General features: G+C 62.8%; 19 protein-coding genes. 9 read left to right on the top strand and 10 right to left on the bottom strand.

All coding sequences use genetic code 11. From position 1 onward, the window contains the following. The first annotated feature begins 1 nt into the window (after position 1). From NZ453_RS09160 to NZ453_RS09130, 7 genes are all read left to right on the top strand, one after another. Positions 2–979, top strand: coding sequence for a transketolase family protein (locus NZ453_RS09160; protein WP_263770236.1), 978 nt, complete (start codon positions 2–4; stop codon positions 977–979). After that, positions 976–1,383, top strand: a complete 408-nt coding sequence (locus tag NZ453_RS09155) for an ureidoglycolate lyase (RefSeq protein ID WP_263770235.1) — start codon at positions 976–978, stop codon at positions 1,381–1,383. Before NZ453_RS09160 ends, NZ453_RS09155 begins: the two co-directional genes overlap by 4 nt. A gap of 38 nt (positions 1,384–1,421) precedes the next feature. After that, a complete protein-coding gene (locus NZ453_RS09150) occupies positions 1,422–3,035 on the top strand; it encodes an alpha/beta hydrolase fold domain-containing protein (protein ID WP_263770234.1) in 1,614 nt (537 codons plus the stop codon). A gap of 87 nt (positions 3,036–3,122) precedes the next feature. Continuing rightward, complete coding sequence (locus NZ453_RS09145; protein WP_263770233.1) at positions 3,123–4,349, top strand: ABC transporter substrate-binding protein; 1,227 nt, start codon at positions 3,123–3,125, stop codon at positions 4,347–4,349. Between the two features lie 75 nt (positions 4,350–4,424). After that, a complete protein-coding gene (locus NZ453_RS09140) occupies positions 4,425–5,306 on the top strand; it encodes a carbohydrate ABC transporter permease (protein ID WP_263770232.1) in 882 nt (293 codons plus the stop codon). Between the two features lie 7 nt (positions 5,307–5,313). Beyond that, complete coding sequence (locus tag NZ453_RS09135) at positions 5,314–6,153, top strand: carbohydrate ABC transporter permease (protein WP_263770231.1); 840 nt, start codon at positions 5,314–5,316, stop codon at positions 6,151–6,153. Positions 6,154–6,195: 42 nt separating this feature from the next. After that, complete coding sequence (locus tag NZ453_RS09130) at positions 6,196–7,314, top strand: ABC transporter ATP-binding protein (RefSeq protein WP_263770229.1); 1,119 nt, start codon at positions 6,196–6,198, stop codon at positions 7,312–7,314. Here the strand turns inward: NZ453_RS09130 and NZ453_RS09125 are convergent. From NZ453_RS09125 to NZ453_RS09095, 7 genes are all read right to left on the bottom strand, one after another. Beyond that, positions 7,304–7,813 carry a cupin domain-containing protein gene (locus NZ453_RS09125; RefSeq protein WP_263770227.1) on the bottom strand — a complete coding sequence of 170 codons (510 nt, stop codon included), beginning with the start codon at positions 7,811–7,813 and terminating at the stop codon, positions 7,304–7,306. The two genes, NZ453_RS09130 and NZ453_RS09125, sit on opposite strands and share 11 nt — an antisense overlap. Before the next feature lie 124 nt (positions 7,814–7,937). Continuing rightward, a complete protein-coding gene (sucD, locus tag NZ453_RS09120) occupies positions 7,938–8,831 on the bottom strand; it encodes a succinate--CoA ligase subunit alpha (protein ID WP_263770226.1) in 894 nt (297 codons plus the stop codon). A 13-nt stretch (positions 8,832–8,844) separates the two neighbouring features. Further along, positions 8,845–10,005 carry an ADP-forming succinate--CoA ligase subunit beta gene (sucC, locus tag NZ453_RS09115; protein ID WP_263770225.1) on the bottom strand — a complete coding sequence of 387 codons (1,161 nt, stop codon included), beginning with the start codon at positions 10,003–10,005 and terminating at the stop codon, positions 8,845–8,847. A gap of 351 nt (positions 10,006–10,356) precedes the next feature. Next, complete coding sequence (locus tag NZ453_RS09110; RefSeq protein WP_263770223.1) at positions 10,357–11,112, bottom strand: phosphate ABC transporter ATP-binding protein; 756 nt, start codon at positions 11,110–11,112, stop codon at positions 10,357–10,359. Next, the gene (locus NZ453_RS09105; protein ID WP_263770221.1) at positions 11,103–12,008 is read right to left on the bottom strand and encodes a PstA family ABC transporter permease; all 906 of its coding nucleotides are present in this window, start codon (positions 12,006–12,008) and stop codon (positions 11,103–11,105) included. Before NZ453_RS09105 ends, NZ453_RS09110 begins: the two co-directional genes overlap by 10 nt. After that, on the bottom strand, positions 12,001–12,873 hold the full coding sequence (locus NZ453_RS09100) for a PstC family ABC transporter permease (RefSeq protein ID WP_263770220.1): 873 nt from the start codon (positions 12,871–12,873) through the stop codon (positions 12,001–12,003). The genes NZ453_RS09105 and NZ453_RS09100 overlap by 8 nt, the downstream gene beginning before the upstream one ends. Before the next feature lie 11 nt (positions 12,874–12,884). Next, positions 12,885–13,766, bottom strand: a complete 882-nt coding sequence (locus NZ453_RS09095; protein WP_263770218.1) for a phosphate ABC transporter substrate-binding protein — start codon at positions 13,764–13,766, stop codon at positions 12,885–12,887. Between the two features lie 188 nt (positions 13,767–13,954). Between NZ453_RS09095 and NZ453_RS09090 the strand changes: the two genes are divergently transcribed. After that, positions 13,955–15,727, top strand: a complete 1,773-nt coding sequence (locus tag NZ453_RS09090; protein WP_263770217.1) for a M61 family metallopeptidase — start codon at positions 13,955–13,957, stop codon at positions 15,725–15,727. A 21-nt stretch (positions 15,728–15,748) separates the two neighbouring features. Here NZ453_RS09090 and NZ453_RS09085 read toward each other — a convergent pair whose 3' ends face one another. From NZ453_RS09085 to NZ453_RS09075, 3 genes are all read right to left on the bottom strand, one after another. Then, a complete protein-coding gene (locus NZ453_RS09085; RefSeq protein WP_263770216.1) occupies positions 15,749–17,089 on the bottom strand; it encodes an MATE family efflux transporter in 1,341 nt (446 codons plus the stop codon). Between the two features lie 214 nt (positions 17,090–17,303). Next, positions 17,304–17,990 (bottom strand): fumarylacetoacetate hydrolase family protein, encoded by a 687-nt coding sequence (locus NZ453_RS09080; RefSeq protein WP_263770215.1) that lies wholly within the window; start codon positions 17,988–17,990, stop codon positions 17,304–17,306. 14 nt (positions 17,991–18,004) lie between these two features. Continuing rightward, positions 18,005–18,754 (bottom strand): Nif3-like dinuclear metal center hexameric protein, encoded by a 750-nt coding sequence (locus NZ453_RS09075; RefSeq protein ID WP_263770214.1) that lies wholly within the window; start codon positions 18,752–18,754, stop codon positions 18,005–18,007. 16 nt (positions 18,755–18,770) lie between these two features. Between NZ453_RS09075 and NZ453_RS09070 the strand changes: the two genes are divergently transcribed. Further along, positions 18,771–19,943, top strand: a complete 1,173-nt coding sequence (locus NZ453_RS09070) for a trypsin-like peptidase domain-containing protein (RefSeq protein WP_263770213.1) — start codon at positions 18,771–18,773, stop codon at positions 19,941–19,943. Positions 19,944–19,958 lie beyond the last annotated feature (15 nt).

Below are 19,958 nucleotides of genomic sequence, written 5' to 3'. Positions count from 1 at the left end.
AATGACGACGCTTGCCACCGTAGCACCCACGACCGTCGCGCGCGGCACCAAAGCCATCCGCGTCGCCTATGGCGAGGCCCTGGCCGAGCTCGGCGGAGAACGGCCCGATCTCGTCGTACTCGACGCGGACCTGGCCCACGCCACCACGACCTGCGTTTTTGCCGACCAATACCCGGACCGCTTCTTCAATCTCGGCATCGCCGAGCAGAACATGATGGGCGTCGCCGCAGGACTTGCCATCAGCGGTTTTACACCGGTCGCCAGCACCTTTTCGATGTTCGGTACCGGGCGTGCGTTCGAGCAGGTACGTAACAGCATCTGCTACCCCGGGCTCAACGTCACCTTGGCGCTCAGCCACAACGGTCTTACCGTCGGCGAAGACGGCGGCAGTCATCAGGCGGTCGAGGACATCGCGCTCATGCGCGCTCTCCCGGGCATGACGATCCTCGTGCCGTGCGATGCGATCGAGATGCGCAAAGCGCTGCGCGCGGCGATCGACATCCCCGGCCCCGTCTACATCCGCGTCTCCCGGCCGCCGGCACCGATCTTCACCGACGACGAGGCGCCTTTCATTCCCGGGCGAGCGAATCGACTTCGGTCCGGCGGCGACGTAACCATCGTGGCCACCGGTCTGATGGTGTACCAGTCGTCGCTCGCGGCCGACCTGCTCGCCGGGGATGGAATCCAGGCCACCGTCCTCAACATGCACACGATCAAGCCGATCGACCGCGAGGCCATCATCCTCGCCGCCGCGCGCACCGGCCGGCTGGTGACCGTTGAGGACCATTCGATCATCGGCGGACTCGGTTCGGCGGTGGCGGAGGTTCTGTCGACCGATTATCCCGCTCGGCTGAAACGCATCGGACTGCAGGACTGTTTCGGGCAATCCGGCACGCCGGACGCGCTGGCTGATCACTACGGCCTGACGGCACCGCACATCGCAAGCACCGTGCGCGCCTTTTTGGGAGAAGGACGATGAACGCCAGCAAAGTCAGCGTCGAACAATTCGAAGGCGAAGGCCTGAAGCGGGTCGTCGAAAGCGGTGACTGGTTCGTCGGCATCAAGAACTGGAAGCCGGCGAACGACCGCGCCCATTTCGACTGCATGGAACGGCATCTGCTGACGGACGAAGTGTTCGTCCTGCTCGAGGGCGGCTGCACGCTGCTCGTCGACCATTCCCCCGAGAACCAATGTACCGACGTCCGCTGCATCCCGATGCAGAAGAACCGCGTATATTGCATTCATCCCGGCGTATGGCATAACACCATCACCACGCTGGATGCCAAACTCATCCTCGTGGAGAACCGGAACACGTCGATGGACAACAGCGAAATGCGCGTGTTGACCACCGATGAAATCGGCGCGCTGCAACAAAAGCTCTGAAGCTCTGCCGCGACGCGGCCAACGACAACGAGAACAGGATGCGCAAGGAATCATCACGCAAGGCCGACGAGGTTTACGCGCGGCTGAAGAAGCAGATCGTCATGTCCGAACTGCTGCCCGGACAACAACTCGTCGAACTCGAACTGGCCGGGACGCTGGGTTGCAGCCAGAGCACGGTACGCGAAGCCTTGCTGCGCCTGCAGGAAGATGGACTCATCGTCCGCCAGGGATACCGCGGAACGTCGGTGTCCTCGATCACGCCGACCGAATCGCAGATCTTCCTCGAACTGCGCACGATGCTTGAAACGCAAGCCGCACGGCTGTCGTTGAAGCGCATCGACGAAAGCGCGCTCACAGCGCTCCGTCGCATCGTCGAAGAGATTGAAGCCGCCGCAGCCAACGAGGACCCGTATGCCGTGTTCGAAAAGGATCTGGCGTTTCATATGCGCGTGTTCGAGATCGCCGATCTACCGGCGCTCGTCCCCGTCCTGATGCGCTGTTCGATGTACAACCACCGGAACAAGATCTCGCAGACCGACAAGCCGCGCGCGCTCACGGAAACTGCCCGCCGTCATCGCAAAATCGTCGAGGCCTTGGCGGCGGGGAACGCCGACGTCGTCGAAGAAGTGGTCCGCCATCACGTCGTCAGCGTATTCGGCACGCCCGAGCCCGATGCGGCGCCTCGCCGAGCCGAAGACCTCATGTCAGAGAGCATGCGCGAAGTGTTCGCGTATATCGCCGCTGACGAAGCCGGATTCGCGGACCCGGTGACGCTTCCCCCGGCCGACGGGCGCAAGCAGTTCGTCGCGCGCAGCCGGAAGTGGAACCAGATAGACGCGAGGCGGTTCGCGATCGAACGCTTCGTGATTCCCGCCAACCCGCTCGCGCGCACCGAGGGGCGCGACGTTCCCGCTGTACGAGTGAAAACGGCGGGTAGCCAACCGGCAGCCAGCGTACTTTACTTGCACGGCGGCGGATGGACCTTCGGCAGCCCGGAAACGCATCTCGGCACCATGTCGCGCATCGCAGACTTGAGCGGCTGCGAAGTGGTCGGCATTGATTACGCCCTGGCCCCGGAAGCGCCGTTCCCGGCGGGCCTCAACGAGTGCACGTGGTCTTGGCGCTGGCTACAGGCGCAGGAGAACTCCCACAATACCCAGCGCCCGTGGTTCCTCGCCGGCGACTCGTCTGGCGCCAATCTCGCCTTGGCCATGATGCTCGACCTGCGCCAGATCGGCGAAGCGCTGCCCGACGCGGCCGCCTTCATCAATGGAGCGTTCATCGAGGAGTCGAACTCCGAATCGCACCGTCTGTTCGGAGGCGGCGATTTCGGTTTATCCACCGCGCGCATGGCGTGGTTCTGGAACAACTATCACGCCGCCGGTTACCCCGAATTCGCCCGCACGCGCATGTTCCCGACCGAGGCCGACCTCAACGGACTGCCCCCGCTGCTGGTCATCGCCGCCGGCCTTGACCCGCTGCGGGACGATAGCGTCAAACTGGTCAAGACGCTCGCGGGGACCAGCACGCCGTTCGAATTCCGACAGCACGCGGGCGTCATTCACGGCTTCATTCAGATGTACGACAGGCTGCCAGAGGCGAGGCAGGCTATCGGTGAGGTCGCGGCATTCTTCCGCGCACGTATCGCCTAGTTTTCGATTGAGTCGTTTGAACTACTACAGGAGCAGCGAAGAACAATGCATTAACCGAATCAACATTCGAACAGGAGGGAACTGGACATGAAAAAGATCTGCAGACACGGTATCGCGATCGCTTTCGGGCTGCTTGGCCTGATGGGAAGCCCGGCCTGGGCGCAGACACCCGTCAATTTCTGGTATCACTTTGACAACCCGGAAAGCACCAAGCTCATGGACGACCTGGTGAGCGCGTTCGAAAGCAAGAACCCGGGCATCAAGGTCAAAGCCGAGAACGTTCCCTGGAATAACTACTACGATAAATTGTTCACCTCGATCGTCGGCGGCAAGGCCCCGGACGTAGCCATGGTCAAGCTGGCGCAACAACCGCAGCTTCTTGAGATGGGTGCGCTCGAGCCGATCGACAAGATGGTCGCGAGTTGGCCGGGCAAGGACGATCTCGGCAACAACCTGCTCGAAATCAACAAAGGCCCGGACGGCAAGCAGTACTACCTGCCGCTGCAATACGTCGTCGTCTATCTCTATTACCGCGCCGATCTCTTCGCCAAAGCCGGGCTCGAACCCCCGGCTACCTGCGAGGCGTTCCTCGACGCCGCCAAGAAGCTGACCTTACCGGCGAGTGCCAACAACGGCGTCGAGCAGTTCGGCTTCGGCATGCGCGGCGGCAAGGGCGGCTACGACAACTGGGGGCCGTTCGTCCTCTCGCAGTCCGACTTCACGCCCGGCGGCATGACGAGTGCCAAGGCGATCTCCGCCAACACGTGGTACGTGGACCTGTTCCGTAAACACAAGGTGTCACCGCCGTCGGCCCCGAACGATGGTTTCAACGAGATCATCAGCACCTTCAAGTCCGGCCGCACGGCGATGATCTTCCACCACATCGGCTCGTCGAAGACGATGGTCGCCGCGTTCGGCGACAAGGTCTCCGCTGTACCGGCGCCGTCATGCAACGGCGGCCGCTGGACCTCGTTCGGCGATGAGTCGACGGCACTGTTCAAATCATCGAAGAACAAGGAGGCTGCCTGGAAATGGATGGCCTTCCTCAGCGAGGGTGAGAACAACGTCAAGTTCAATCAGGCCACCGGCCAAATGACGGTCACGCGCAGCGGCGCCGAGAAGGCGGCCTTCGAACCGCGCTTCATCAAGGCCACGGTTGATTCGCTGCCGTTCGCCAAGACGCTCCCCGCCGTGCCGCAATCGGCGGACTTCGTGAACACCGTCTGGCCGGTCAACATGCAGCGCGCGCTGACCGGCGAAATCACGCCCGAGCAGATGATGACCGCTTTCGACAAGCATTACAGCACCAAGTAGCAACGCTCGCCCGCCTTGCCGGTTCCGTCTTGCCGTAACAACGGAGCCGGCAGAAAAAATACAACGAGGGGATCGATGAGCCACCGCTCCAGCCTTCGACGCATGCCCTACTGGTTGCTTTCCCCAGCCGTACTGGCCACGCTCATCGTCGTCTTCTATCCAATGCTGCAAGCCGGCATCACCAGCCTGTACTACAACGTTCTCTGGAAGCCGAAGGCGGTTCGTTTCATCGGTTTCGACAACTACCTGTCCATCGCACAAGACCCGGTGTTCTGGGCATCGCTCGGACGCACCGCGTTGTGGATCGGGATCACCGTGCCGCTGCAGTTGCTGCTCGGCTTCGTTACCGCTCTCCTGCTCAACCAGCAATTCCGTTGGCGTACGCTTGCACGCAGTCTGATCCTGATCCCCTGGGCGCTGCCGAGCGTCGTCATCGGTTTGATGTGGTCCTGGATCTACCACCCGCAGGTCGGCCTGCTCAACGACCTGCTGTTGCGCGTCGGACTCCTTAACACGGCGATCCCGTGGCTCGCCAGTCCGGACACCGCGCTCTACTCGATCATCGCCGCGCTCGTCTGGCAGGGTTTTCCCTTCTTCGCGATCATGATCCTCGCCGGCCTACAGACGATTCCGGCCAACCTTTACGAAGCGGCCGAAATCGACGGCGCCACGACGTGGCAGCAATTTGTCGAGATCACGCTTCCCGGCCTCAAAAGCGTCCTGGTGACGGCCGTAATGCTGCGCATCATCTGGGTCGCCAACTCGATGGACGTAATCTACGTGATGACCGGCGGCGGCCCGGGTTACGCCACGCACACACTGCCGCTCTATGCGTTCAAGCGCACTTACAGCAGCATGGACTTCGGCTACGGCTCGGCGCTCGCCGTGACATTCTCGGCGCTGCTGCTCGGCTTCATCGTTCTATACCTGCGCCGCGTCGGCAAGGGCATGGAGTAAGGCGACGATGCGTACCGTCAAAACCTCTTTCACCCGCCGCCTCTTTCTGTTGCATCTGCCGATGGCGCTCATCGTACTCTTTGCCATCAGCCCCTACCTGTGGATGTTGCTCACCTCGCTCAAGCCGGAAGCGACGCTGTTCTCGGCCAACCGCAGCCTGCTGCCCGAGGTGATCACGCTCGACAACTACATCCGTCTGTTCGCCAAGACCGGCTTCATCAAGAACCTCGGCCACAGCTTCATCGTTGCCAGCGGCGCCGTCGCGCTCGGCCTCTCGGTCAGCATCACCGCCGCCTATGCCTTCTCGCGCTACCGCTTCAAAGGACGCCGGCCGCTGATGCTCATGTTCCTGCTCATCAACATGTTCCCGGTCGTGCTGCTGATCATCCCGCTCTTCATCATCATGAAGCACCTTGAGCTGCTCGACACGCACGCCGGCCTGATTCTCGGCCATTCGACCTTTGCCATTCCGTTCGCCACGTGGATGATGATCAGCTATTTCAACGCCGTGCCGCGCAGTCTCGACGAAGCCGCGCAGGTCGACGGCTGCCGCCCGTTCGGCGCCATGCTGCGCGTCGTTTTGCCCGTTACGTTGCCCGGCATCATCGCCACCGGCATCTACATTTTCATAACCTCGTGGAACGAGTATCTCTACGCCTCGGTGCTCGCCGGTCAGGACGTGCGCGTTCTGACGGTGGCGGTGCAAACGCTGATCGGCGAATACGAAATCGCATGGGGTCTGCTCACCGGTGGCGGCGTGGTCGGCGCGTTGCCAGTGACGCTGCTCTTCATGCTCATTCAGAAGCGATTGATCGCCGGCATGACGCAAGGCGCGGTGAAGGGATAAGCGTGGGCGCCGATAGGAAAAAACAATGCGAAAGGTGGGTCGATGAGCGCAGTCAGCCTCAGAAACGTTTTCAAGAGCTACGACGACACGCAGGTGATTCACGGCGTGAACCTTGACATCCCGGACGGCGAATTCGTCGTCTTCGTCGGTCCGTCGGGCTGCGGCAAAAGCACGCTGATGCGCATGGTGGCGGGGCTCGAGGACATCACCGGCGGCGAGATCCTGATCGACGGTCACGTGGTCAATGACCTCCCACCGCGCGACAGAGACATTGCCATGGTCTTCCAGGACTATGCGCTCTACCCGAACAAGACGGTGTTCGACAACATGGCGTTCGGGCTCCGCCTGCGCGGTACGCCGTTGCAGCAAATCAAGTCCTGTGTGCAAGCCGCCGCCGAAACGCTGCAGATCGAGCACCTGCTCGACCGTCTACCGAAGGCGCTATCGGGTGGGCAGCGCCAGCGGGTCGCCATGGGCCGGGCCATCGTACGTCAACCCAAAGTCTTCCTGTTCGACGAGCCGTTGTCGAATCTCGACGCCCTGCTGCGCAACCAGGTACGCGCCGAGATCAAGAAGCAGCACCATCGGTTGAAAGGCACGACGATCTACGTCACCCACGATCAAGTCGAGGCGATGACGCTCGCCGATCGCATCGTGGTGCTACGCGCGGGGATCATCGTCCAGGTCGGAACACCGGACGAGATCTACCATCACCCGCGCCATCGCTTCGTCGCCGGCTTCACCGGGTCACCGCCGATGAACTTCGTTGACGCCACCGTCGTCGCGGCTGATGGCGAGACGATGTTGAATCTGGTCAGCCATCATCGACTACCGCTACCGCCTTCCCTCCTGCAAGCAGCCGGCGACCAGATCGGCCGCGGTGTCGAGTTCGGCATCCGGCCCGAGAATGTGCATCTAGCGGGAATCGGCACACCGGCGCATTGGCCGCGGCTTTCCCTCGCCGTCGAACTCATTGAACCGATGGGTGCCGAGAACCTGGTGCACTTCGCCCTATGCCAGCACGCACTGATCGGCCGCTTCGGCAATGACGTCCGGCCGGCGCCGGGTACGCTGCTTGAGGTCGCCCTCGATTCAGACAAGATGCATCTCTTTGACAAGGAAACGGGACAAGCGCTAGATTCGCCGCCACCTATTCCTTGACCGACGGACACGAGGGAGGAGCCTCCGCCTGACGGAGCTCCGCCGGGCTTTTCAACACGTTGGCAACGCCCTTTCCACCCAGATAGAACACGGCGAGGCGCACCGGCTCGCAGCCGGCATTGCGGCCGTTGTGCCAGGTATCGACGACTTCGATGATCGCGTCGCCGGGTTTGAACGACAGCGATTTGCCGCCTTCCATATCGACCTCGAGCCGGCCCGACACCACGTATCCATACACCGGTACCGGGTGCTTATGCCACCCGGTGGCAGCTCTCGGAGCGATATCAACCTCGAGCGCCGTCACTTCCGGTTGAGCGAAATCCGGATACCTGATCGCATCGCCGTTGCCGGTGACTCCGGACTGCGTAATGACGCGCGCTTTGACTCCACCGTCGTATTCCGCCCCAAACGACGGGCTGGCGAGCAGGAAGGACGCGAGGACGGCGGCGGCAAACGGATATGAGAATGAAACAACGCGAAGGAGGTTTTTGGCTTTCATGCGGCGAGGCTAGCACGGATTCATGCGCCCCCGGTATCGCAACCATCATGCTCTGAGGCACGGGGTTACAAACAAAAAGGCCGGCAACGCTACGGCGTTGCCGGCCCTTTTTGCCGATGTCCGCTTACAGCAGGCTCTTGAGCAGCTTGCCGATCTCGGACGGGTTACGGGTGATCTTGAATCCGCATTCCTCCATGATTGCCAACTTCGCGTCGGCCGTGTCGGCGCCGCCGGAAATCAGCGCGCCGGCGTGACCCATGCGCTTTCCGGGAGGTGCCGTAACGCCGGCGATGAAGCCGACGACCGGCTTCTTCATATGCTCCTTGCACCAGTAGGCGGCTTCCGCCTCATCGGGGCCGCCGATCTCGCCGATCATGATGACGGCGTCGGTATCGGGATCGTCGTTGAACAGCCGCATGACGTCGATGTGCTTGAGCCCGTTGATCGGGTCGCCGCCAATCCCGACCGCCGACGACTGCCCCAAGCCGATCTCGGTCAGTTGCGCGACGGCTTCGTACGTCAGCGTACCGGAGCGCGAGACGACACCGATGCGGCCCTTGCGGTGAATATGGCCGGGCATGATGCCGATCTTGATTTCGTCCGGGGTGATAAGGCCGGGGCAGTTAGGGCCGAGCAGCAAGGTTTCCTTGCCGCCGTCCGCGACCTTCTGCTTCATTCGGTTACGCACCATCAGCATGTCGCGTACGGGGATGCCCTCGGTGATGCAGATGACGAGGTCGAGGTCTGCTTCGACAGCTTCCCAGATGGCGTCGGCCGCGCCGGCGGGCGGCACGTAGATGACGGAAACGTTGGCGCCGGTTTGCTGTTTGGCTTCGCTCACCGTGGCAAAAATCGGGATGTCGAAAATGCTTTCTCCGGCCTTCTTCGGATTGACGCCGGCGACGAAACACGCCTTGCCGTTGGCGTACTCCTGGCACTTCTCGGTATGGAACTGGCCGGTCTTGCCGGTGATTCCCTGGGTGATGACTCGCGTATCTTTGTTGATCAGGATCGACATGGATTCTCCCCTCTTACTTGACGGCGGCGACGATCTTGGTGGCCGCTTCGGCCATCGTGTCGGCGGTGATGATCGGCAGACCGGAGTCCTTGAGGATCTGCTTGCCGAGCTCTTCGTTCGTACCTTTCATGCGTACGACGAGGGGAACCGTCAGGTGGGCTTCGCGCACGGCGGCGATGACGCCGTTGGCGATGGTGTCGCACTTCATGATGCCGCCGAAGATGTTGACCAGAATGCCTTGGACCTTCTCGTTGCTGAGCATGATCTTGAACGCCGCCGTCACCTTTTCGGTCGAGGCGCCGCCGCCGACGTCGAGGAAGTTCGCGGGCGAGCCGCCGAACAGCTTGATGGCGTCCATCGTCGCCATCGCCAGCCCGGCGCCGTTCACCAGGCAGCCGATGTTGCCGTCGAGCGAGATGTAGGCGAGGTCGAATTTCGACGCTTCGATTTCGTTCGGATCTTCCTCGTCGAGGTCGCGGTAGGCGACGATCTCGGGATGGCGGAAGAGTGCGTTGGCGTCAAAATTGAACTTGGCGTCCAGCGCTTTGACGTCTCCGTTGCCCTCGAGGATCAATGGGTTGATCTCGGCCAACGACGCATCGGTGCGCACGTAACAGGTGTAAAGGCCGCTGAACAGCGCCACGGCCTTGCCGACCGACGCCGCCGGAATACCGATGCCCTGCGCCAGTTCGCTCGCCTGCGCGTCGGTCAATCCGACCAGCGGATCGACATAGACCTTGAGTATCTTCTCGGGACTATGATGCGCGACTTCCTCAATCTCCATGCCACCTTCCGATGAGGCCATCACGACGATCTTTTGTGTTGCGCGGTCGGTCAGCACGGCAACGTAGTATTCCTTCCGAATGTCCGCGCCTTCCTCGACCAGCAGGCGGCGCACATTTTGCCCCTCGGGGCCGGTCTGGTGCGTGACAAGCTGCATGCCGAGAATCTGCTGCGCATACGTCCGGACCTCCTCGAGCGATTTAGCAACCTTGACGCCGCCCCCCTTGCCGCGTCCGCCGGCATGAATCTGGGCCTTCACCACCCATACTTTGCCGCCCAACAGCTCGGCCGCCTTGACTGCTTCGTCCACCGACTGGCAAAACACGCCACGCGGCACCCGCACGCCAAACTGGCTGAGCAGTTCCTTGCCTTGATACTCGTGAATTTTCATGCGCCACCCTTTTTTGGAATAAGGTTAGGGACTTCCGCCGCCCAGGCCGGGCGGTAATGTTTTCTGTTTCACCATGGCATGAAGCCCGCGGCAAGCCGGGGCTTCTCTGATTATGATGCTCCTTGAGCCATCGGCAACCCGGTCGAACAACCTGCTCGGCATCGTGGTTACCGCGCCGGTTCGAGCACGGTTTTCCGGAAATGTTCAAAAAATCTGCAGGGAACGTTCGTTTGCGCCCGCAGGTGGGCACTGACCGGCCTCGGTGCCAAACGGGACGGCAACAGAGCTGCCCGCGAAAACGGGCGGCGCGTGAGACGCCTCCGTGGCCCGCGACTTAAGCCCGGCCGGTCGCTAGAGCAGGTCGCCAAGCACCGTGAGAAGCGCGTCCTTGTCGCGGAAGACGTCTTTGCCGAGTTCCTCGACACGCCCTCCGTCGTGCAACACGAAGAGGTATTCGGCCAGACGTCGCGCCTGACTCAGGCCATGCGACACGACGATCAGCGTGTACCGCGATCTGAGTTCGCCGAGGAGTTCTTCGACCATTTGCGCGGCCTTGAAGTCAAGCGACGCGGTCGGCTCGTCGAGAAGCAGGATGTCAGGCCGCAGGGCCAGCGCCCGAGCCAGGCAAAGACGTTGCTGTTGCCCCCCGGATAGAGCAACCGCCGGATCGCGCAGGCGGTCCCTGACCTCGCTCCACAGCTGCGCCTCGCGCAACGCCTCCTCCATTCGGGCTTCGGCCTCTGCGCCGCGCATTCCCTGCGTCGCTTCGAGCGGCATGCAGATATTGCGGGCAATCGAGAGCGGCAAGACGTTCGGCGTCTGAAACACCATCCCGACACGCCTACGCAGTACCTCGACCGCCGTGTCGGGCGCGTAGGCCTCCATTGCGCCATCCGCCGTATTTACCACAACCCGCCCCGACGTGCGGCACGCCGGGAAGCATTCGTTGAGCCGGTTGATCGCACGCAGCAACGTCGTCTTTCCCGAGCCGGAACGGCCAAGCAGGAACGTCGGCCCGCCCTTCGGAATTTCCAGGCTGGCGTCGCGCAAAACCGCCTTGCCGGAAAAATCGACGCTCAATCTTTCAATACGAATAGCTACCGCCATGCGGCCACCTCCATCCCGCTCCAGGTCCTATGGAGACGACGCTGGAAAACACGGGCGACGACGAATAGCGTTCCTGTCAGACAAAGCAGCACCAGCGCGGAACCGAACGCCTGCGCCAGTTCCGCCGGCGTCTGATACTCGGCCGCCAGATAGTAAATGTGAAACGGCAGCGCCTCGTACTTGCCGGTCAGGCTGCCCGGCATCCCGGCGTTGGCGACGACACCGGTAAGCAGAATCGCCGCCGTATCCTCCGCGGCGCGCGCGACGGCGAGAACAACACCGCCCGAGACCCCGCGTAAACTCGCGGGCAGCAGGAGCCGGCTGACCACTTGCCACCGCGTCAGACCCAGCCCGAACCCGGCGAGCCGCAGCCCTGCCGGCAACGTCTCCAGCGTAAGGCGGGTGGCATTGATTAAATAAGGCAGCGCGAGGACCGCCAGGCACAGCGCCGAAAGCAACAGCCCCGTATTGGCGTCCGGTGCGAACGTCCGGCGGAGGAGAAGTATCAACGCAAAACCGAACAAACCGACGACGATGGATGGGACACCAGCGAGCAGGTCGACGGCGAGCGAGAACGCCATCCGCGTCCGCCTTCCCGCGTATTCGGCGAGAAACACCCCAGTCGCGACGCCGAGCGGAATGGCAATCAGCGAGGCGAGGCCGATAAGGGAAAGCGTCCCCACGCACGCTGGCCAGATGCCGTCGAAGACGGGCGCCCGCCCGGTCAAGGCCGCCAGCGCCGGGGTATCGCCAAAGAAAAGCGGCGCTCCCCAGCTCGGCCAAGCGCGAACGACAAGGAACCCGACCATCGCGCACAGAACCGTGGGCACGAACAGCGCTGCCAGCCAGGAAAAGCCGATCAGTGCGCTCTCGGCTCCTTGGCCACGCTTAACCAAGACGGCGCCCCCGTACGCTGAGAACGCCGAGATTCACGCACAGCGTCGCCAAGAAAAGGATCAGGCCGCAGGCAAACAGCGAGTTGTAAGCGGCGCTGTGGCTGTCGGTCGCGACGACGAGAGCGATGTGCGCCGTCAGTGTGCGCAACGAATCGAGCAGCGAGCCCGGAACGCGCGGCGCGTTGCCGGCCAGCATCAGCGGGATCAGGGTATCGCCGAGCGCCCGGCCGAAACCGAGAACGGCAGCGATCGCCAGCCCGCGACGAGACAGCGGCAGGACGAGGTGACGCATTTCCTGCGACGGCGCAAGACCGACGGCCGCCGCGGCCACACGCACTTCTGCACGCACGGCCTGGAATTGGGTATCGATGATCAGGACCACGGTCGGTAATACGAGAACAGCCAGCACGAGCGCCGCGGCAAGCCAGGAAAAACCGGATCCCGAAAAGGCGCCCCGGATAACGGGCACCAGCAGGAAAACCGAAACGAGCCCATACACGACGGTCGGCACGCTCGTCATGAACCGAATACTCACGAACAACGGCCGCGCCGCCCACGCCGGTCCGCACCCATGGACGAAGCAACAGACGCCGAGCGCGAGAGGATACGCCACCGCCATTGCCGAGCCGGCGAGGCAGAGCGACCCCACGACCATGGGCAGGATGCCGAACTCGCCGGCCAGCGGACGCCAATGCCAGGACAGCAAGGAACCGAGTTGCCCGCCGCTCAAGACAGGCCACGAGAACGCGGCGAGAAAAGCGAAGATCGAAAAGACGAGAGCCGCAGAAACGCAGGCGGCGCCACAAAGCAAAGCCGACGGGAGACGGTCCGCCCCTCGCCGGTCGCATGGCTCCTTGGGCCGCATGCGGATGGTCCTTACCGAGACAGCGGCAGATACCCGGCGTCGGCCGTGATCTTCACGCCCTCCGGCCCCATGATGTAGTCGATGAACGCGGCGGTGAGCCCTTGCGGTGCCCCCTTGGTATTCATATAGAGATTGCGCACGATCGGGTATTTTCCGGAGCGCGCGTTATCCTGGGTCGGCGCCACGCCGTCGAGTGTCGGCGCCTTGATCGTTTCGTCGATGTGCCCGATGGAGACGTAACCGATCGCGCCCGGGTCGCCGCTCACCGCCGACTTCATCGCGCCGTTGGACGCCACCACGTTGGCCGCCTCGACGATCGAACCTTTCTTGAGCAGCTTTTCCCAAAAGACTTCACGCGTGCCGCTGGCCTCGTCGCGCGTGTAGAGGTGGATGGCGGCGTCCGCTCCTCCGACGGTTTTCCAGTTGGTGATCTTGCCTGCGAAGATGTCCTGCACTTGTGCCGGTGTCAGATTGCTGACCGGATTCTTCGGATGCACGGCGGCCGCGACGCCATCGATGGCGAACGCGAACGACTTGAGTCCGTACTTGGCAATCTCCTCGTCGCTCAGCGGGCGTCCCGTATTGCCGATATGAATGAGCCCCTCGCCGACCTTCTGCACACCGACGCCCGATCCGCCGGCTCCGACCGTGATGCGGATTTCCGGATTGGCCTGCATGATGCGCTTCGCCGCTTCCTTCATTACTGGGATGTGGGCCGTTCCGCCGGCGATGTCGAGCGTCCCTTTCTTGCCGGCGAAGGCGTCCAGCCCAGCGCCCGTCGCGGCACTGCAATACAGCGCGATACAGGCGGCCGAGGCGGCGAGGCGACCCATCCTGCTCACCGTTCTCAAGGCCGCGGCCGACTCCCTGCCCATCCAGTTCATCCCGTTCATCTCATTACCTCTGCAAATGATGAAAAAGCAAAAACGCATAACTATACGTCAGCGGTCGTCCTCGAAGCCACCTCCCGAGCCACGGGAGTATTCGCGCCAGCGAAGCCATGACCCAAACCGGTTTCAGAACTCTCGGTTGTCCAACGTAGAATGACCCCTGCTGACCTTATCGATACTTATCGTTACCCATGAAGACCGAGCCGATTCGCTACGCCATCCGCCCCGCCGACCCCGCCGCACATCGTTTCGAAGTGCGCTGCACGGTAGCCAACCCCGACGCCGGTGGACAGCGCTTCGCGCTCCCCGCCTGGATACCGGGCAGCTACCTGATCCGCGATTTCGCCCGCCACATCGTCAGCATCCGGGCCGAAGCCCGGGGTAAGCCGGTCGCCCTGAACAAGCTCGATAAGCACACCTGGCAGGCCGATCCGGTCAGCGCCGGGCAGCCGCTTACCGTTATCTGCGAGGTTTATGCGTGGGATCTCTCGGTACGCGGTGCGCATCTCGATACCACGCACGCATTTTTCAACGGCACCAGCGTTTTCCTGTGCGTGCTTGGACAGGAGGACCGGCCGTGCCTCGTAGACATCCAGCCACCCGAGGGAAAGGACTACGCCGACTGGCGCGTCGCCACAGCGCTCGATCCGGCCCGGGGTGAAAAGAGGGCCGCCCGACTTCACGGCTTCGGCGTTTATCGCGCCGCCAACTATGACGAGCTGATCGACCATCCGGTGGAGGCCGGCCGCTTCTCGCTCGGCCGCTTCGAGGCCTGCGGCGTTCCGCACGAAGTCGCGATCACCGGCGTACACGACTGCGATATGAAACGACTGACGGACGACCTCAAGCGCGTCTGCGAGTGGCAAATCCGGTTGTTCGGCGAGCCCGCGCCAATGCGCCGCTATGTGTTTCTCGTCACCGCCGTCGGCGAAGGCTATGGCGGTCTCGAACACCGGGCATCGACAGCCCTCCTCTGCTCGCGCAACGATCTGCCGTACGCCGGCATGGAGCCGATGCCGGAGAGCTACCGGACCTTCCTCGGCCTGTGCAGCCACGAGTACTTCCACACCTGGAACGTCAAGCGCATCAAGCCGGCCGTTTTTACCCCCTATGATCTCAATCGGGAAAACCATACCCGCCTGCTCTGGGCCTTCGAAGGCTTCACATCGTATTACGACGATCTGGCGCTGATCCGAAGCGGCGTCATCGGTCTGCCCGACTGGCTCGACCTCACTGCGAAGACGATCACGCGTGTGCAACAAACGCCGGGGCGCCTGCGCCAGTCGGTCGCCGAATCGAGCTTCGATGCCTGGAGCAAGTTCTACAAGCCGGACGAAAACACGCCCAACGCCGTCGTCAGCTACTACACCAAGGGCGCGCTGGTGGCGCTCGCGCTCGATCTGACATTGCGCGCAAAGACGGCCGGCAAGGTATCACTCGACCACGTGATGCGCACGCTATGGCAACGCCATGGACAGACCGGGCTTGGCGTCGCGGAAGACGGGATCGAACGGATTGCTGAAGAAGTGTCTGGGCTCAAGCTCGTCCGTTTCTTCGCCGACGCCGTACACGGGACAGACGACATCCCGCTCAAGAAACTGCTCGCGCCGTTCGGCCTGAAGCTCGATTGGGAAAAAGGCAAACTCCCCTCGTTGGGAGTCAAGACGTCCGGCGACGGCAACGAAGTTAAGCTGACCAATGTCTTTGACGGTGGCGCAGCGCAGCGAGCCGGGCTCGCCGCCGCTGACGTGATTGTCGCCATTGACGGATTGCGCGCCACACCGAGTGGATGGGAGAAGGTTCTGCGGCGGCGGCAGCCGGGCGACGTCGTTCGCATTCACGCATTCCGGCGTGATGAGCTGATGGCCTTTCAGGTACGCCTCGATCCGCCGCCCGCCGATACCGCCCGGTTAAGCGCCGCACCGAAAGCGAACAGCCTGCGCCGCGCCTGGCTGGGCGTCTGAACGAGCACTTAGGGCCGGCTCCTAAGCTTTCTCGCGCACGGTGCTCCAGAGCAGGCGGCCAAGCAACCCGGCGGCGAATACCAGGCTGGCCAGCGAGCCAAGCCAGTAGCCGGCTACGCCCATCGGTTGCGGTAGGCCAAAGGCCAGCCACCATCCGCCGCCGAGCCCGACGCCCCAGAAGCACACCAGGTGTACGACCATCGGCGCCAACGTGATCTTGTAGCCGCGGAGCGCGAACGCGGCTACAGTCTGCAACGCGTCGAAGACTTGGTAGATCGCGACGTAAGCGATTAGCGACAGGGCGACTCGGCGAACGGCCGGGTCATTCGTATACGCGGCCACGAGCGGATTCTTGCCGAGCCAGAGCAGAACGCCGGAGATCATGGCCAGCACGGAGGCAATCATCATTCCGGCTGCAGCGGCAGCGCGCGCGCCGTTCCAGTCGCGCCCGCCAGCGGCTTGTCCGACATGGGCCACGGTCGCCAATGCAACCGACAAGGGCAGCATGTAGCAGATCGCTGCGAAATTGGCCACGATGCGGTGCCCGGCGACGACCGTCGCGCCGAGCCTGGCGACGAAAAGCGCGATCAGAGTAAACGACGAAATTTCCACGAAGCTCGAAAGCCCCATGGGGAGACCCAAGCGCAAGAGTTCGCGCTGCGCCTCAAAACGTGGCCATTGCCAGCCGCGCAACAGGCGATACGGAGCAAGTGCCGGCGCCCGGGCTACATAAACCAGACCACAGGCAAATGCGAACCAGCTCGCAACCGAATTCGAGATGCCGCAGCCGCGCGCCCCGGACGCCGCTGCGCCGAGGAGGCCGTTAACCAGCGCCCATGCCAGGACGCCGTGCAACACGGTACAACCGAACGAAATCAGCATCAAAGGCCGTGGCCGGCCAAGGGCATTGGCAAAGGCGTAGAAGGTGCGATAAAGCAGCGACGCTGGCATGCCCCACGCCAGCATCGCAAGGTAGCCACGTACCTTGGCCTCGACTTCGGGATCAATGCTCGACAAAGCGAGCAGCCCGCCTGGAGCGAGCATCAATACGACGCCGGGAACGGCCAGAGCAATCGCCAGCCAGAATGCCTGCTGCAAGGCGCCGGCGATTTCGTGATCGCGCCTGCCGCCCTTCAGGTGCGCGACGACCGGCGACACCGCCTGTGTGATTCCGGCGAGCGCGAACAGGACAGCGATGTAGATACCGCTGCCGACCGCTACCGCGGCCAGGTCCTCGGTGCCGTAATGCCCGAGCAGCACGGTGTCGATGATCATCATTCCCATCGACGCGAGCTGGGCGATGAGCATCGGCACGGCATGCCGTGCTATCTGCCGCGTTTGCTCCCAAAACGCTCCCGTCATTTCCCCAACCACGATTGCTGCCGGAAACGGTCACCAGCCAGTATTCTTTTCGATAGGCCCATACAAATTCGAGATTGGGAGAGGACTCAGGGAGACGGCACCACCGCCCCCGCCGAGCGTGCACGGAAGGGGCGGCCCACACACCGGCTGCCGGAACAACTCGCCGGTCGGCTCCGTACCGCTCCAACGCCAGCCGGGAGTGAAACAACAACGACTAGACGAGCCGGATCGTCAGCTCGCCGATTCCTGCAATAGCACCTTCGAGCGTGTCACCGCGTACGATGGTCGACACGCCGGCCGGCGTCCCGGTGAAGATCAAGTCTCCCTGGGCAAGGCGGACGTACTGCGAGAGGTTGGCAATGATCTCGGGGACATTCCACGTCATGCGCGAAAGGTCGCCGTTTTGGCGCATCTCGCCGTTCACCTTGAGCCAGATGGCCCCCGCCCCGGCGACACGGTTTGCCGGATCGGCCGGCTTGAGAGGGCCGATCGGCCCCGATTGATCGAAACCTTTTCCCATTTCCCAGGGGTGGCCTTTTTCCTTGGCTTTCGCCTGCAGGTCGCGACGCGTGAGATCAAAGCCGATGGCATAACCGAAGATGCACTCCACCGCTTGTTCCGGCGTCAGGTTCGCACCGCCAGCCGCAAGCGCGACGACGAGTTCCACCTCATGCTGGAGTTTCTCGGTCATCGGCGGATAGGCGACATCGCCGCCCCCTGGCACTAACGCATCGGCCGGTTTGCTAAAGAAGAACGGCGGGTTGCGCCCGTCGCCGCCCATCTCGGCGACATGGTCGGAGTAGTTCTGCCCGACGCAATACACGCGCCGAACCGGGAAAAGAGTATCGCTTCCGACGATGGGGAGCGCCACAGTCGGCGCCGGCGGGAAAACGTAGTTCATGAAAGCTCCAGTAATTAGACGGGGTTGTCGATATCAATGAATTCGCAACGCAAGCCGAAGCGAGCGGCGACGTTCATCGCCACGGCCTGCACACCATAACGCTCGGTGGCATGGTGTCCGGCGGCGATGAACGCAACCCCCGATTCACGCGCGGTATGCACATGGCGCTCGGAGATTTCTCCGGTCACGAAGGCGTCGGCGCCCGCCGCGATGGCTTCGTCGAAAAAATCCTGCGCGGCGCCAGTACACCAGGCGATGCGCGCTACGGGCCGGGTCGCCTCTCCGATCACCAGAGGCTCGCGTCCGAGCGACAATGCGATGTCTCGTCCGAGTTTCCCGAGCGGCAACGGGTTCTGGGGGCGGCCAAGCCAACCGATTTCCTGATCGCCGAAACGTCCGTCGGGTATCCATCCCAAACGCCCCGCCAGTTGGGCGTTGTTGCCAAGCTCGGCGTGGCCATCCAGCGGCAGGTGATAGCCGATTAGGTTCAGGTCATTGGCCAACAGCGTCTGCAGGCGACGCTTGCGCAGCCCAACGACTCGGCCATCCTCCCCACGCCAGAACCACCCATGGTGCACGAGCAGCGTATCGGCACCCCGCTCGACGGCGGCATCGATAAGCGCTTGATTCGCCGTCACGCCAGCGACGATGTGGCGTATCTCGGGGCGACCTTCCACTTGTAGACCGTTTGGGCAATAATCCTTGAAACGCGCGGAATCAAGCAGTTGGTCCAGGTAGCGCGTCACTTCTTCTCGTTTCGTCATCGGGTTCCGGCTTTCTATGCGCAGACTTTGGCTGATTTTCACACAAACCGTCACCGTTGGTCTTGCCGTCCTTTTCGTCATCAGCACGCTGAAACCCGAATGGCTTGGGAAACCCGGAGTCGGCGGGCCGGCCGTCGTCGCCCTGCAGGAATCGGCACCCGTGGCGACCCCAAGCGGCAACGCTTCGTCATACCGCGAGGCCGCCAAGAAAGCCTTGCCTTCGGTCGTGCACATCTTCACGTCGCAAAAAATCCGGGCGCCGCGTCATCCGCTCAGTGACGATCCGATCTTCCGGCATTTCTTCGGTGACAGCCCCGAATCCGAAACCCAGCGCAACGCCGGTCTCGGATCGGGGGTGATTGTCAGCGAGGGAGGTTACATTCTGACCAACTTTCACGTCGTCGACGGCGCAGATCAGATTGAAGTGGCGCTTGACGACGGTCAAACGCTGAAGGCGCGGCTCGTCGGCGGCGACCCGGAGTCGGACCTCGCCGTCCTGCACGTCGGGTCAGAGAAGCCGGCGGATACCAAGCTGCCGGCCATCACCCTCGGGCAGATGGAAGACATGGTCGTGGGCGACGTAGTGCTCGCAATCGGCAACCCGTTTGGCGTCGGCCAGACCGTCACCATGGGCATCGTCTCGGCACTCGGGCGTTCGCACCTCGGCATCAACACCTTCGAAAACTTCATCCAGACCGACGCGGCAATCAATCCGGGCAACTCGGGCGGCGCGCTCGTCGATGCACGCGGCAATCTGGTGGGCATCAACACGGCGATCTATTCGCGCTCTGGCGGCTCGCTCGGGATCGGCTTCGCGATACCGATCTCGACCGCCAAGAACGTCATGGAACAGATCATCCAGACCGGCACGGTAACGCGCGGTTGGATCGGCGTCGAGGCGCAGGAAATCAACCAGGAACTCGCCGATTCGTTTGGTCTGCCGAATACGTTCGGCGCGCTTATCGCCGGCGTGCAGCGCGGCAGCCCGGCGGACCAGGGGGGAATCAAGCCCGGCGACATCCTCCTCGCCGTCGGGGGGAAACCCATCAAAGATCCGCAGGTGATGCTCGACCTGATTGCCAGCCAGAAGCCCGGCGATACGGTGAACTTCACGTTGCGCCGGCAGAACGCGCCACTGGAAGCACCCATCCGCATCGGCAAGCGCCCACCGCTGAAGCGGGAACGCTAATTCTTAGCGCCGAGC

The organism is Propionivibrio soli (assembly GCF_025770765.1).
Taxonomy (GTDB): Bacteria; Pseudomonadota; Gammaproteobacteria; order Burkholderiales; family Rhodocyclaceae; genus Propionivibrio; species Propionivibrio soli.
Note: the sequence above shows the minus strand (reverse complement) of the source record. Positions and strands in the feature narration are given on the sequence as shown.